The 13,730-nt window shown below is 73.6% G+C and carries 11 protein-coding genes; 9 read left to right on the forward strand and 2 right to left on the reverse strand.

From position 1 onward, the window contains the following. Nucleotides 1-184 precede the first annotated feature (184 nt). Nucleotides 185-3,253, forward strand: coding sequence for a hypothetical protein (locus AB0H75_RS41600; protein ID WP_367805874.1), 3,069 nt, complete (start codon nucleotides 185-187; stop codon nucleotides 3,251-3,253). A 55-nt stretch (nucleotides 3,254-3,308) separates the two neighbouring features. Here the strand turns inward: AB0H75_RS41600 and AB0H75_RS41605 are convergent, their stop codons facing one another. Beyond that, nucleotides 3,309-3,872, reverse strand: coding sequence for a hypothetical protein (locus AB0H75_RS41605; protein ID WP_367805876.1), 564 nt, complete (start codon nucleotides 3,870-3,872; stop codon nucleotides 3,309-3,311). Between the two features lie 339 nt (nucleotides 3,873-4,211). Beyond that, nucleotides 4,212-5,423: a chromate efflux transporter gene (gene chrA / locus AB0H75_RS41610; RefSeq protein ID WP_367805878.1), complete on the reverse strand. Its 1,212-nt coding sequence runs from the start codon at nucleotides 5,421-5,423 to the stop codon at nucleotides 4,212-4,214. Nucleotides 5,424-5,547: 124 nt separating this feature from the next. Between chrA and AB0H75_RS41615 the strand changes: the two genes are divergently transcribed. From AB0H75_RS41615 to AB0H75_RS41650, 8 genes are all read left to right on the forward strand, one after another. Further along, on the forward strand, nucleotides 5,548-6,381 hold the full coding sequence (locus AB0H75_RS41615) for an ArsR family transcriptional regulator (protein WP_367805880.1): 834 nt from the start codon (nucleotides 5,548-5,550) through the stop codon (nucleotides 6,379-6,381). After that, nucleotides 6,378-6,782: a VOC family protein gene (locus AB0H75_RS41620; protein ID WP_367805882.1), complete on the forward strand. Its 405-nt coding sequence runs from the start codon at nucleotides 6,378-6,380 to the stop codon at nucleotides 6,780-6,782. Before AB0H75_RS41615 ends, AB0H75_RS41620 begins: the two co-directional genes overlap by 4 nt. Nucleotides 6,783-7,024: 242 nt before the next feature. Further along, nucleotides 7,025-7,792 (forward strand): helix-turn-helix domain-containing protein, encoded by a 768-nt coding sequence (locus tag AB0H75_RS41625; RefSeq protein ID WP_367805884.1) that lies wholly within the window; start codon nucleotides 7,025-7,027, stop codon nucleotides 7,790-7,792. Continuing rightward, nucleotides 7,789-8,946 carry a cytochrome P450 gene (locus AB0H75_RS41630; RefSeq protein WP_367805886.1) on the forward strand — a complete coding sequence of 386 codons (1,158 nt, stop codon included), beginning with the start codon at nucleotides 7,789-7,791 and terminating at the stop codon, nucleotides 8,944-8,946. Before AB0H75_RS41625 ends, AB0H75_RS41630 begins: the two co-directional genes overlap by 4 nt. Before the next feature lie 136 nt (nucleotides 8,947-9,082). Then, entirely contained in the window at nucleotides 9,083-10,141 is a 1,059-nt protein-coding gene (locus AB0H75_RS41635) for a cobalamin-independent methionine synthase II family protein (RefSeq protein WP_367805888.1), read from the forward strand. Nucleotides 10,142-10,396: 255 nt separating this feature from the next. Beyond that, a complete protein-coding gene (locus AB0H75_RS41640) occupies nucleotides 10,397-11,023 on the forward strand; it encodes a TetR/AcrR family transcriptional regulator (RefSeq protein ID WP_367805890.1) in 627 nt (208 codons plus the stop codon). Continuing rightward, complete coding sequence (locus AB0H75_RS41645) at nucleotides 11,020-11,910, forward strand: ATP-binding cassette domain-containing protein (RefSeq protein ID WP_367805892.1); 891 nt, start codon at nucleotides 11,020-11,022, stop codon at nucleotides 11,908-11,910. The genes AB0H75_RS41640 and AB0H75_RS41645 overlap by 4 nt, the downstream gene beginning before the upstream one ends. Then, nucleotides 11,907-13,490, forward strand: a complete 1,584-nt coding sequence (locus AB0H75_RS41650; RefSeq protein WP_367805894.1) for an ABC transporter permease — start codon at nucleotides 11,907-11,909, stop codon at nucleotides 13,488-13,490. The genes AB0H75_RS41645 and AB0H75_RS41650 overlap by 4 nt, the downstream gene beginning before the upstream one ends. Nucleotides 13,491-13,730 lie beyond the last annotated feature (240 nt).

Genomic DNA, 13,730 nt, shown 5'->3' on the forward strand with positions numbered 1-13,730 from the left:
TTGACACCGCCGCGAGATCGTCACTAGTCTCCGCTCACCGGCCGTGAATCGATTCACGATCATGGTCTCATCGATTCCGCAGGTCACCGCGCGTCTCCTCCCCCGGTCTCCCAGTCCCCGGGTCCCCGGTCCCCGGCCCGCTGCCTGCGTCAGGTCGTCCTCGCGCCCCCCTGGAGGCTTGATCATGAACTCGAAACGCCGCATCCTCTCGGCGGCCGTCACCGCGGTGCTGGCGCTGACCCCGGCGGTGCCCGCCGCCGCACGCGCCACGCCCCCGCAGCGGACCCCGGTGCCGGCGGTCGCCTCCGGGCCGCTGCCCGAGGTCGCGCCCCTCGACCCGGCCACGATCGACCTGGCCGACTTCACCGGCCTGGAGCAGCAGCTCGCGCCCTACCTCGGCAACCTGGCCCGCCTGGCCAACAGCGTCAACGACGACAGCACGACGAACCACGGCTACATCACCTGCAACTGCTGGCGGGCCGGCCAGGGCCCGAACGACGCGCGGGTCATGGAGAACGTCCTCACGCTCGCCTACTTCTACACCGCCGACCGCCCCTGGAACCCGTACCACCGCGACCCGGCACTCCGGGTGCGCCTGGAGGCGGCGCTGCGGTTCATGCTCGGCACCCAGAACGCCGACGGCTCGTTCCCGCAGGGCTCGGGCGACCTCCACTCGCGGGCCGCCACGGGCTTCGCGCTCGAACTGTACGCGGTCATGCTGGAGCTCCTCGACGCCGACGGCACCGTGGACGCGGCCCTCGTCCCCGCCCTGACCGCCGCCATGAAGGCGGCGAGCCGGTGGTTCCTGGAGGACGAGGAGGTCTGGGGGCCCCGCGGCGCGCAGTTCGCCAACCAGGTCGCGGGCGGGCTGGTCGGCATCTCCCGCCTGCTCCGCCGCTTCGCCGACCAGGAGCTGCGCACCCGCTTCGAGCAGCGGCTGGCCGAGCACGAGCGGGTCTCGCAGGGCGCGGCCGGCTTCTACCGGGACGGCACGGTCGCCCACCGCTACAGCCTGGAGGTCGAGTCCGAGGACCTGGCCGGCTGGGCCGACCCCGCCACCCGGCCGGTCATCGACCGGATGCAGTCCCGCTACCTCGACTGGGCCCAGTACAACCTGCTCTACGACCGGGAGCTCGACGGCTACGCCATCAACACCGCGATCGACTCGCGCCACCGCGGCTGGAACTACGCCGAGGAGCTGCCGATCGGTTCCAACAACCTGTGGGGGAAGGTCATCCCGCAGGCCCGCGCCTACTCCGCCACCCGGGAGGAGACCGGCGAGCGGCGCGCGGCCTGGGTGAAGGCGGGCTGGCAGGGCTCCGTCGCGCCGCGGCTCGCCGCGACGTGGGCCTACCTCGACCCGGCGCTCGTCCGCGACGTCGCGTTGGGAGAGGAGTACCACCCGAGCGCGGCCGAGCGCCGCGCGGCCATCGCCACGCTGCGGCCGTACGGTGGCGCGCCCTACACCGAGCACCGCGCGGACGAGGTCACCGGCCAGCGGTTCGTCTTCGCCAAGCGCCCCGGCTACGTCGTGGGGATGGGCTTCGGCAAGCACGTCAACACCCAGTACGGCTTCTGGGACAACCAGCGCTTCGGGCTCAGCTACCTGTACGACCCGAAGCTCGGCGCGGTCGTGCAGAGCCAGAACGCGCCCCAGCCCGGCGCCCCCCGCACCCGCCCGGTGGACGCCGAGCTGTCCTGGGGCACCGGCTGGACCGCCGCCGACGGCGTGCACTTCGACTCCTACGACCAGCCCGTTCCCGCGTTCTTCCGCGACGGCGCCCCCGTGGACCCGGCCACGGCAGGAGACCTCGACCGCCTGGAGGTCCGCTATCCCGCGGCCGGCGGCACGAAGTCCGTGACGCTCGGCGACAGCCTGCGGGTCCGGGTGGCGGCCGGCGGTGACTTCTTCGAACGCATCCCGCTCGTGCTGGACGAGCGCGACACCGTGCGCTGGATCGGCGGTGGCGGCGGCCCGGTCGAGGCCGGTTCCCGGGCCGAGGCGGCGGGCGTCTCCGGGCTCGTGGTCAACCGCGACGGCCGCAGCGTGGAGATCCGCTGGACCGGTGCGGGCTCGGCGGTGTTGTGGCCGTCGTCGTTCCCGGTGGCGGGCGGCGCCCGCGCGCTGCGGGTCCTCGACCTCAGGGCGGCGGGCACGCTCGACTACGACATCCGGGTCCTGGACGACGCCTGCGTCGCCTCCGACGAGCGGGAGCACGTGTTCATCGGCGACCGCGACACCGGCGTCCGCAACCCCGGCGACGGCACCGGCTGCACGGTCGCCGACCGCTTGCGCGCCGGCGAGCAGTGGGACGGCCACGGGGCCTTCGTCGCCCACGTCACCAGGACCACCGCCGGCCTCGTCCGCGCGAAGGTGCTGCGCGCGGCGGAGGCAGCCCGGCTGGTCGCCGCCGCGGCCCGCTCCGACGTGGGCCACGACCTGGTCACCGTGGGAGCGGCCGCGTCCGAGGCCGTCGCGGGGCAGCCGGTCGGCGTGCGCGTCTCGGGACGGCGCATCGCCGGGGTCACGGTCTCCGGTCCGTGCCTGACCGGCCCGGCCACCGCCTCCGGCCCCGGCGAGGTGCGGGTCACCGTACGGGAGACGACGCTGCCCGGGCCGTGCCCGCTCACGGTGACGACCCGGCGCGCCGACGGGACGACGGAGATCGACGCCCTCGGCCTGCGGATCGTGCCGGACGCGCAGGGGGTGGTCTTCCGCGACGGCTTCTCCTCGGCGGCGGACACCGCCCGCGCGTGGACCGCCGTGGACGGCGCGTGGAGCGTCGCCGACGGCGTCTACCGCCAGCAGGACACCACCCGCACCGGCTGGAGGAGCGTCATCGACGACCTGACGATCGCCGACGGCTCCGTCGAGACCCGCCTGCACTTCCGCGCCCTGGCCACCTCGACCGCCTTCGGCGGCGTCCAGGTGCGCACGGCCCGGCCCGGCGACGCCTACACGCAGTCCGGCTACCTGGTCTACCTGCGTCCCAACGGCTCGGTGGACGTCCACCGCGCGGGCACGGGCGTCATCGCCACCGGCACGGGACCGGCGGTCACGGGCCCCACCACGCTCCGCGTCGAGCTGCGCGGGCCCGAGATCCGCGCCTACGTCGGCGGCGAGCCCGCGCCGCGCGTCACGGTGACGGACCCGTCACCGATCGCGGGGCCCGGCCACGTGCAACTCGTCACCGGCCGCGCGGCCGTCGACTTCGACGACGTCCGCGTGGCGCTCCCCCGGCCCACCTCGTGAGGCCGGCTCCTCCTGCTCGGCGGCGCGGTGAGGGCCGCGCTGGGGCGTGCCCCCGCTACCGCCTCACCCAGGCGTGCAGCGGGACGTGATCGGACCACGTGCTCCTGGCGCGATCGACGAAGCATCTCCGTACGCGGCCCTCGCCGGCGAACACGTAGTCGATCTTCCGCTTGCGGGTCACGTAGGTCCAGCGCCGGCGCGGGTCGCATTCGTCGCGGCCCTTGTAGGCCGGGGCGGCGTCGCGCGGCACCAGGTTGAGGTCGCCGCCGATCACGCCCCGGCCGAGCTCGAACAGCTCGCGCACCTGGATGTGCCGGTAGGGCCTGCCCTTCTGCCTGTCGTCATGGACGGAGCCGGACGAGAAGTGCGAGGTGCAGAACGCCCGGTCGGCCGTGCAGACGGCGTACCTGCGGGCTCCCCACGGCGGCGAGGTCAGCGCGCGCACCACGAATCCGGGGTCCGCTCCGGCCACGGCCAAGGTGACGCTCTGCACCCCGCGCGGCCTGCCGCTCCTGTCGGGACGGCACTGGTACGGGGAGCCGTCCGGATAGGCGAGCCCGGCCGACCTGACGCTCCAGGCCCGGCCGGTACGGCGTTCGAGCGGCGGAAGAGCGCGCACCCGGCGTTGGTGCCCGCGCAGACGTTCCACGTCATCACGTGGACGAGAGGAGGCTGCGCCTGGACGGACAGATTCGGGAACAACAGCCCGGCTGTCACGAGCTGCCTGATCACCACCGAGACCCCCGGACGTCATCGAGTCCATCGGAAGGACCGCTCAACCGGCACACCTGGCACACCTGGCACAGAGCCTATTGGTCTCACGGGGGTGCGCGAAGCAGCTCTGTCGTCCTGTGGCGAGGCGATCGACCGGCCGGCCGCCCGGATGCCGTACGGGACCGCCGCACGCACGGAGAAGATCCTCGGCCCCGACATCGACGACCCGGAGCCGGCGGGGCGGCTAGGTGAGGAGGGCATGGGCCAGGCCGATCGCGGCGCCGCCGCCGATCAGCCAGGCGTTGTTCAGTCTGGTCGTCCACAGCAGGACCAGGCTGATCGCGGCGATGGCGATGGTCAGCGGGTCGATGATGGCGGTGCGGGCGAGCTGGTACGACACTCCGGCCATCAGGGCCAGCGCGGCGGCGTTGAGGCCGTCGAGCAGGGCGGAGGTCCAGGCGCCGGCGCGGAGCCTGTCCGTGATCCTGGTGAGCAGGCCGACGAAGACGAACGACGGCAGGAAGATCGCGACGGTGGCGAGGAACGCGCCGATCGGACCCGCGACCAGGTAGCCGAGGAAGGTCGCGGTGGTGAAGACCGGGCCGGGGGTGACCTGGCCGACGGAGACGGCGTCGATGAGTTGCCGGCCGCTGATCCAGCCGAGCCGTTCGACGAAGGCGCCTTGCAGGAAGGCCAGCAGGACGTAGCCGCTGCCGTACAGCACGGAGCCGATCTTCAGCAGGGTGGCGAACAACTGGATGAGCTGGCCGCCGGTCGGATCGGGGAAGACGGGGAGGCCGCCGAGCGTGAGCAGCGGGGCAAGGGCGCCGTGCGTGCCGTTCGCGTGCAGGTGCCGGGTGAGGTGGGCGGCGGCGGCCAGCAGCGCGCCCGCTCCCAGGATGAGCAGTTCGTTGACGCCCAGCAGGTAGGCCGTCAGCGCGGCGACGGCCAGCACGCCGAGCCGTACGGTTTTGATCACGGTGCGCAGCAGGCCGAACAGGGCGTGCGCGATGACCGCGATCACCGCGGGGACGATGCCGTACAGGAGGCCCTGGAGCGCGGGCGTGCTGCCGTACGTGACGTACGCCCAGGCCAGGGCGGTGACCATGAGGGCGGCAGGGAGGATGAAGCACACCCCGGCGGCGAGCAGGCCACGCCGGCGGGCGCGGTCGTAGCCCAGGTGGATGGCCAGTTCGGTGGAGTTGGGGCCGGGGATCAGGTTGGTGGCGGCCATCAGGTCCACGAAGCGCTGGTCGTCGATCCAGCCGCGGCGGCGTACCAGTTCGTCGCGCATCATCGCGGTGTGCGCGGCGGGGCCGCCGAACGCGATCGTGCCGAGTTTGAGGAACAGCAGCGCCACCTGCCGCACGGCAGGCCAGGACGTCTCCGGCCCGCCCGCCCCATCGCGGCCGGGGCCTGGGCCGTCGGCCTGATGGCCGGAGGGCTGCTCAGCCATGCCGGTGTCCTTCCTGGGCGGCTCGCGGTACGTCGGGCCGAGGGCGGCGTTCGGTCCTGTCGGTCATGACACTCCCCCGGCCATCCCGAATTGCATCAAACTGGTTTGATGTATCATGCGGAGCATGGTGCCGTCCGGTCAAGCCGCGCCGCCGCCGTTCGTCCACCTGGCCGCGCACCCGGTGCGCTGGCGGCTGCTCAGCGAGCTGGCGCACAGCGACCTGCGCGTACGCGAGCTGGTGGCCCGCCTCGGCGAGCCGCAGAACCTGATCTCCTACCACCTGCGGCTGCTGCGCTCCGGCGGGCTGGTCCGCGCGCGTCGCAGCAGTTTCGACGGCCGCGACAGCTACTACCGCCTCGACCTGGAGCGCTGCGCGGGCGCGCTGGCCGACGCGGGCGCCGCCCTGCATCCCGCGCTCCGCCTGGTCCCCGACCGGCCGGCCGCCTCGTCCGAGAACTCGCCGCGTCCTTCTGTGCTGTTCGTGTGCACCGGCAACAGCGCCCGCTCCCCCATCGCCGAAGCCCTGCTGCGACACCACAGCGGCGACCGCGCCGAAGTGGCCAGTGCCGGAAGCCACCCCAAACCGCACTTCCACCCGGGCGCCGTACGAGTCCTGCGCCGACGGTACGGAATCGATCTCGCCGGACGGGGCCCCCGGCACCTGGACACGATGACCGGCCGCCGATTCGACTACGTGATCAGCCTGTGCGACAGGGTCCGCGAAGTCTGCCCCGAGTTCGACGGACGGACCCGGCGCATCCACTGGAGCATCGCCGACCCCGCCGACCCCGCCGACCCCGCCAACTCCGCTGGCCTCGCCGACCCCGCCGCCTCCGGCGGCGGCACCGCCCGCGCCGGGGACGCCGCGTTCGAGGCCGCCGCCGCCGAGCTCGACACCCGCATCCGCTACCTGCTGCCCGCCCTCACCCCAACCCCGCACCGGGAGGTCCAGCCATGACCGCATCGGGCGACCACGCCTCCGTCCGCTACCTCGTCGAGGACGTGCAGGCGGCCATCGACTTCTACACCACCCACCTCGGATTCACTGTGGGCGTCAGCGCCGCGCCCGCTTTCGCCGAGGTCTTCCGCGGCCCGCTCCGGCTGCTGCTGTCCGGACCGGCCAGCTCCGGTGCCCGCGCCACTCCCGAAGGCTTCGCCGTGCCCGGCCGCAACCGCATCCACCTGATCGTCGACGACCTCGACGCCGAGATCGCCCGCCTCCAGGCCGCCGGGCTGCCCTTCCAGAGCGACGTGGTCGCCGGGCCCGGCGGACGCCAGATCCTGCTCACCGATCCCGCCGGCAACCTCATCGAACTGTTCGCCCCCGCCCTGGCCACCACCGCCCAGCCTGGAACCTGACCTGGCCGGTCATGACGGTGCCGCGGTCCCCGCCGTTGTCCGTACCGGCCTGGCCGCCACCTTGCAGCCGGATGACTGCACAACCGCCCGGGGCTCAGCGGGAATTTCCGGCCGGACATGACCAGGACCCCTGCCCGACGTCGCTCCGTACCGGTGGAGAAGCGGGCACAGCAGGCGAGGAGCGGGGCCCGGGCACGCTTAACCGGTGGCGGACGGCCCGGGCGGCCGGATTGACTGCACGGGTGCTCGCCTTGCCCGTCCCGGCCGATCTGGACCCGGTGGTGGCGGCCTGCTGGGTGCTCGACGGCGGCACGGTGCCGAGGGGGCTGCCGCAGCCGGCCGTGGACCTGCTGGTCATGCCCGACGGGACGTACTGGCTGGCCGGGCCGGAGACCCGCCGCCGCCAGGGACGGCTGCCCGAGGGCGGCCCGCTCGTCGGGCTCCGGCTCCGGCCGGGGACGGTCACGGGGCTGTTCGGCCTCGCGGCCGACGAGGTCCCGCTGGCCGGAACGCCCCTCAAGGGCGGCCATCCGGGGGGCGGGGCGGTCACCAGGACGGTCACCAGGACGGTCGCCGCGCGGTCGGCGGGGGCGTTCGAGCTGGTGCGGCAGCGGAGGCGGGCCGGGGGCTGCCGGGTGGACGAGCGGGTGCGGGCCGTGCTGGCCGCCATGCACGCCGCGCCCGGCGCCCCCGTGAGCCGGCACGCCGCCGAGGCCGGACTGTCCGAGCGGCAGCTGCGGCGGCGGTTCGCGGTGGCGGTCGGGTTGCGGCCCAAGTCGTACGCCCGGGTGATCCGCCTGCACCACGCGCTCGCCGTCGCCCGCGAAGCCCTGGCCAGGGGCGAGCGCCCCGACTGGGCGGACATCGCGGTACGCAGCGGCTGCTACGACCAGCCGCACCTGCTCGCGGAGTTCCGCCACGCGGTCGGGACGCCGCCCGCCACGTTGCTGGCGGACGTCCGTTTCCTCCAATCCCCCGCTGCCCGCCGCCGCCGAGACTCGGACGCATGACCGACGACATCCTCGACTGGTACCGGGAGACCGCGCGCGACGGGCTCGCCGGCGACGGAGTGCGGTTCGCCGAGCCGCCGCGCGCCTGGGTGGTGCACGGCCACGCCGAGGTGAGCCGGGTGCTCGCCGACCACCGGCTGTTCTCCTCCGACGAGCGGCGCCACAGCGCGCGGCCCGCCCCGCACCGGGACAACCCGCTCCTCGGCGGCCTGTCCGCCATCGATCCGCCCCGCCACCACCTGCTGCGCCGCCTGGTCGGCCGCGCCTTCACGCCCCGCGCGGTCCAGGCGCTGATCCCCTCGATCACCGCCACCGTACGGACCCGGCTCACCGGCGTGGACGGCGAGCTGGACGTGATCGGCGACCTGGGCCTCCCGCTGCCGGTCCGCACGATCGCCGCACTGCTCGGCGTGGACGCCGCCCGGCAGCCGGACTTCGTGCGCTGGACCGAGGCGATCACCTCCTTCGCCGGGGCGTTCGCCGAGGACCCGGCCCGCCGCGCCGCCTTCGCCACGGCACGCGCGGAGCTGGCGGGCTACTTCCTGGAGGTGTTCGCCCAGCGCCGCGCCCGCCCCCGCGGCGAGGTGATCGACACCCTGCTGGCCGCCGAGCCGGACGGCAGCCGCCTCACCGACGACGAGCTGCTCGACTTCTGCACGCTGCTGCTCGTCAACGGCCACGAGACCACCAAGACGCTGCTGGTCAACCTCGTGCTGTGCCTGGTGGCCCATCCGGAGGCGCTGAGCCGGCTGCGGGCCGACCCCGGACTGGTCCCGTCCGCGATCGAGGAGGTGCTGCGCTTCCTGCCCCCGGTCGGCGGCGTCGACCGGTTCACGACCGGCCCGGCCGTCATCGCCGGGCACGCCGTCGGGCCAGGCGAACGGGTGATCGCCATGACGCTCTCGGCCAACCGCGACCCGCGGGTGTTCGCCGCCCCGGAGGAGTTCCGCCCGGACCGCACGCCCAACGAGCACCTCTCCTTCGGCCGCGGCGTGCACTTCTGCCTCGGCGCGCACCTGGCCAGGCACGAGGCCGCGATCGCGCTGCGCGCGCTGCTGGCCCGCTTCCCCGGCCGGTGGGCGGTGGGCCGGATCGCGACCCGGCGCACGCCGGTCGGCATCGACGTGCTGGACCTGGTGCTGGCGGGCGCGTAGCCGACGGCCGGGCACCGGCGCAGGCGCCGAGCGCGCCGTCCAGGTGGGACGAGGCGCCCACCCGCTTCCATGCCCGCTCCGGATGTGCGTACGGGAAGCGATTGAACAGGTACACATCGTTATCTATGCTCCAGTCATGTCACTTCCCACCGAGCCGATTGGCAGCATCCCGCGCCCTGCCGCGCTGCTGGCCGCCGCGGCCTCCGAGCCGGCCGACGGAGCGTCCGCGTTGGCCGAGGAGCAGGAGCAGGCCGTCCGTGACACCATCCGCCGTCTCGAAGACCTGGGTTCGCCCGTGGTCACCGACGGCGAGCAGGCGAAGCCCAGCTTCGCCACCTACCCGATCGCCGGGCTGGACGGGCTCGCCCCGGACGGCGTGGTGATCCCCTTCGCCGACGGGCACCAGCGGCAGTTGCCCCGGCTGACCGCCGGGCCGTTCCGCTACCAGGTCCACGCCGAGCGCTACCTGCGCGCCGCCCAGCGCCACGCGAGCGTGCCGGTCAAGCAGGCCGTCATCGCGCCGTCGGCGCTGAGCCTGCTCTACCCGGCCGACGGCATCGAGGGCTACCCGCGCGAGGCGTTCCTGGCCGACCTGGCCGACCAGGCCGAGGCCGACATCCGCGGCTGCCTGGAGGCCGGGGCGCACGTGGTGCAGCTCGACTTCACCGAAGGCCGCCTCTCGCTCAAGCTCGACCCGAGCGGCGGGGTGCTGGACGACTTCATCGCGTTCAACAACAGCGTCCTGGAGCGCTTCACCGAAGCGGAACGCGCGCGCATCGGGGTGCACACCTGCCCCGGCGGCGACCAGGACTCCACCCACAGCCTCGACATCGACTACGCGGACCTGCTGCCCAAGCTGTTCCGGCTCAAGGCGGGGAACTTCTACCTCCAGCTGGCCAGCGAGCCCGACCCGGACAAGGTCCTGGCCGTCGTCGCCGAGCACCTGCCCGCCGGCGCGCGGATCTTCGTCGGCGTGACCGACCCGGTGGACCCGCGTGTCGAGACCGCCGAGGAGGTCCGCGACCGCGTCCTGACGGCCGCCCGCCACCTGCCCGCCGACCGGCTGGGCACCTGTGACGACTGCGGGTTCGCGCCGTTCGCCGACGACATCTCCACCTCGCGGGAGACCGCGTTCGCCAAGATCCAGGCGCGGCTGGAGGGCACGGCGCTGGCCTCGGCCGCGCTCGGCCTCTGATCGTTCCTTCGCCTGCCCGTCCGTGAGGACGTCCCCGAGGGGAGCTCTCGCGGACGGGCAGGAGGTCAAGGGCGAGGCGGACGACGAGAGACCGCACCGGGCGCGGTCTGCCCCGGTCTCGCCCGGAGACATCTCCCGCCGCGCCACGGGGCCCAGATGCGCAAGCCGGAGATCGCGCCCTCTTTCGGGCCAGCATGGTCGTCAATGTACTGAACACTTGCATGGTGGCCAATACATACGTATAGACTCTTGGACGTGCGACCAATTTCTGAAGAGGACCTGACGACGCGCGCCCGCATCCGCGACGCCGCGCTGGCGCTGTTCGCCGAGCAGGGGGTCAAGGCCACCACGATCCGTGGGATCGCCGAGGCCGCCAAAGTCTCGCCCGGCCTGGTGCAGCACCACTTCGGCACCAAAGAAGCGCTGAGACAGGCTTGCGACGAGTACGTCGTCAGCTACCTGCGCGAGCAGGTCACCGTAGGCGTCACCGACCACAACCTGGACAAGCCCGAATTCATCGAGAACGTCCACCGAACCGCGCCGCCCTTGATGAAGTACCTGGGCCGCGCGCTGGTGGACGGCTCCCCCGCGGCCGCCGGCATGTTCGACGAACTCGTCCGCGTGACGGAGGAGCATCTCGCCGGCGAAGACCGCTCCGAGGCCGACCATCGCGCCCGCGCGACCGTGCTGACGGCGATGAAGCTGGGCATCGCGGTGCTGCACGAGCACGTCTCCCGCGCCCTCGGCACGGACCTGTACGCCCCGCAAGGCGCGCTACGCGTCGGCAAGGCCCAGCTCGATCTGATCAGACCGGATTTCCTCGGCCACGAGGTGTTCGCCCAGGCGCGGACGGGCCTGGAGAAGGTAGAGGGACAACGATGAACGCCGCAGTGCACGTGGACGGCCTGGTCAAGAGCTTCGGCCGGGCCAGGGCCCTGGACGGGCTCGACCTCACCGTCAAGACGGGCGAGGTGCACGGCTTCCTCGGGCCCAACGGTGCCGGCAAGACCACCACGATCCGTATCCTGCTCGGCCAGATGCGCGCCGACGACGGCCAGGTCGCGCTACTCGGCGGCGACCCCTGGCGCGACGCCACCGAACTGCACCGAAGGCTCGCCTACGTGCCCGGCGACGTCACCCTGTGGCCCTCGCTGACCGGCGGCGAGGTCATCGACCTGCTGGGCAGGGCCCGTGGCGGCCTGGACCCCAGGCAGCGCGCCGAGCTGCTGGAGCGCTTCGAGCTCGACCCGCGCAAGAAGTGCCGCACCTACTCCAAGGGCAACCGGCAGAAGGTGGCGCTGGTGGCCGCGTTCGCCTCCGACGTCGAACTGCTGATCCTGGACGAGCCGACCTCGGGCCTGGACCCGCTCATGGAGGCGGTCTTCAACGAGTGTGTCCTGCAGGAGAAGCGCGCCGGCCGCACCGTGCTGCTGTCCAGCCACATCCTGTCGGAGGTGGAGACGTTGTGCGACCGCGTCAGCATCGTCCGCGCCGGCCGTACCGTCGAGTCGGGCAGCCTCGCCGACCTGCGCCACCTCACCCGCACCTCCGTCACCGCCGAGCTGATCGGGCCGGCGCCCGGCCTGGCCGCCCTGCTCGGCGTGCACAACCTGACCGTGGACGGCGCCCGGCTGCGCTGCCAGGTGGACGGTGAGGCGCTCACCTCGGTGCTCGCCGAGCTGGCCCGGGCGGGCGTCCGTAGCCTGACCACACAGCCGCCGACGCTGGAGGAGCTGTTCCTGCGCCACTACGAGGGAGCCACCAGATGACCGGCAGCATGACCGGCACCGGGACACTGATCCGGCTCATCCTGCGCAGGGACCGCGTGCTGCTGCCGGTGTGGATCGTGATCACCGCGCTGCTTCCGACGAGCATCGCCTCCGCCACCACCGACCTGTACGCCGACCAGGCCGCCCGCGACTCCTTCGCGGCGGCCTCGGCGAGCAACCCCGCGCAGCTGGCGATGCGCGGCCCCATCTATGACGCGAGCGTCGGCGGCCTGACCGCCTGGACGCTCGGCTCCTCTCTCGCGCTGTTCGGCGGGATCATCAGCATCCTGCTGATGATCAGGCACACCCGCGTCGAGGAGGAGACCGGCCGGCGCGAGCTGCTGGCCTCGGGGGTCATCGGCCGTCACGCCCCGCTGGCCGCCGCGCTCGCGGTCGTGCTGGCCGCCAACCTGCTCCTGGGCCTGCTGTCGATGCCCGGCCTGGTCGCGAGCGGCCTGCCCGCGGGTTCCTCGCTGCTGTTCGGGCTGTCCACGGCCGCGGGCGGCTGGGCGTTCGCGGCCGTGGCCGCCGTCACCGGGCAGCTCACCGCCTCCTCCGGTACGGCGCGCGGCATCGCGATCGCGGCCGGCGGCCTGCTGTTCGCGCTGCGCTCGCTGGCCGACAGCGGCGGCATCGGCTGGCTGGCGTGGCTGACGCCGTTCGGCTGGGTCCGGCTGACCAGGCCCTACGCCGGCGACCGGTGGTGGGTGCTGGGGCTGATCGCGCTGTTCGTCGCCGTGCTGGCGGCGGTCGCGTTCGCGCTGTCCACGCGGCGTGACGTGGCCGGCGGCCTGATCCCCGTCCGTCCCGGACCCGCCGAGGGAACGTTGCCGGGCGCGTTCGGCCTGGCCGCTCGCCTGCACCGCGGCAGCCTGGCGGGCTTCGCGATCGGTTTCGGGGCGCTGGGCGCCCTGCTCGGCGTGGCGGCGCGCGGGCTGAACACCCAGCTGGACACGCCGGAGCTCCGGGAGCTGGCCGCGACTCTCGGTGGTGCCGAGGCCCGGCTCTCGGACGTGTTCTTCACGTTCGTGATGTACGTGCTCAGCCAGCTCGTCGCGGGAGCGGCGCTGGTGTCGGCGCTGCGCGCCCGTGGGGAGGAGGCGGCGGGCCGGGCCGATCTGCTGTTGTCCACCCCCGTCGGCCGGCTGCGCTGGGCGCTGAGCCACCTGGTGTTCGCCCTCGTGAGCCCGGTGTTGCTGCTGACCGTACTGGGGGCGGTGGCGGGGCTCACCTTCGACGGCGACGTGGCCCGCGTCACCGGGGCCACGCTGGCCTACCTGCCCGCGGTCTGGATCCTGACCGGGATCGCGACGCTGCTGTTCGGCCTGCTACCGCGGCTGACGGCGGCCGTGAGCTGGACCGCGCTCGGTCTCTTCCTGGTCGTGGATCTGCTGGCGGAGTTCAAGCTGGCCACCGGGGCCGTCCTCGACCTCTCGCCGTTCGTGCACGTGCCGGCGATGCTCCTGGGCGGCGCCTCGTCACCGGTGGTGCCACTGCTGGGACTGACCGTGGTGGCCATCGCCCTGACCGCGGCGGGGCTGGCGTTCCTGCGCCGCCGCGACCTGATGCCCTCCGCCTGAATCAGCCCCGGCAGAGGCGCTGATGTCCGGAAGGCGGCGGTGCTCGCCTTCTGGACGCGGGGCGGCGGCGTCCGCGAAGAGATCACCGACCGCCGACATCACCAGTGGCCACCTCACGTCACCGGGATGCGAACGGCCGGCGCTTCGGACGCCGTCGCCGGGGCAGCGCCCCCGCGTCACGCGCCCTGCGGGCCTCGTGCGCCGTCAGAGGGTTCAAGAGGGTCAGACCTCGGCCTGGGC

Origin of the sequence: Nonomuraea sp. NPDC050783 (assembly GCF_040802095.1) — a bacterium.
GTDB lineage: Bacteria > Actinomycetota > Actinomycetes > Streptosporangiales > Streptosporangiaceae > Nonomuraea.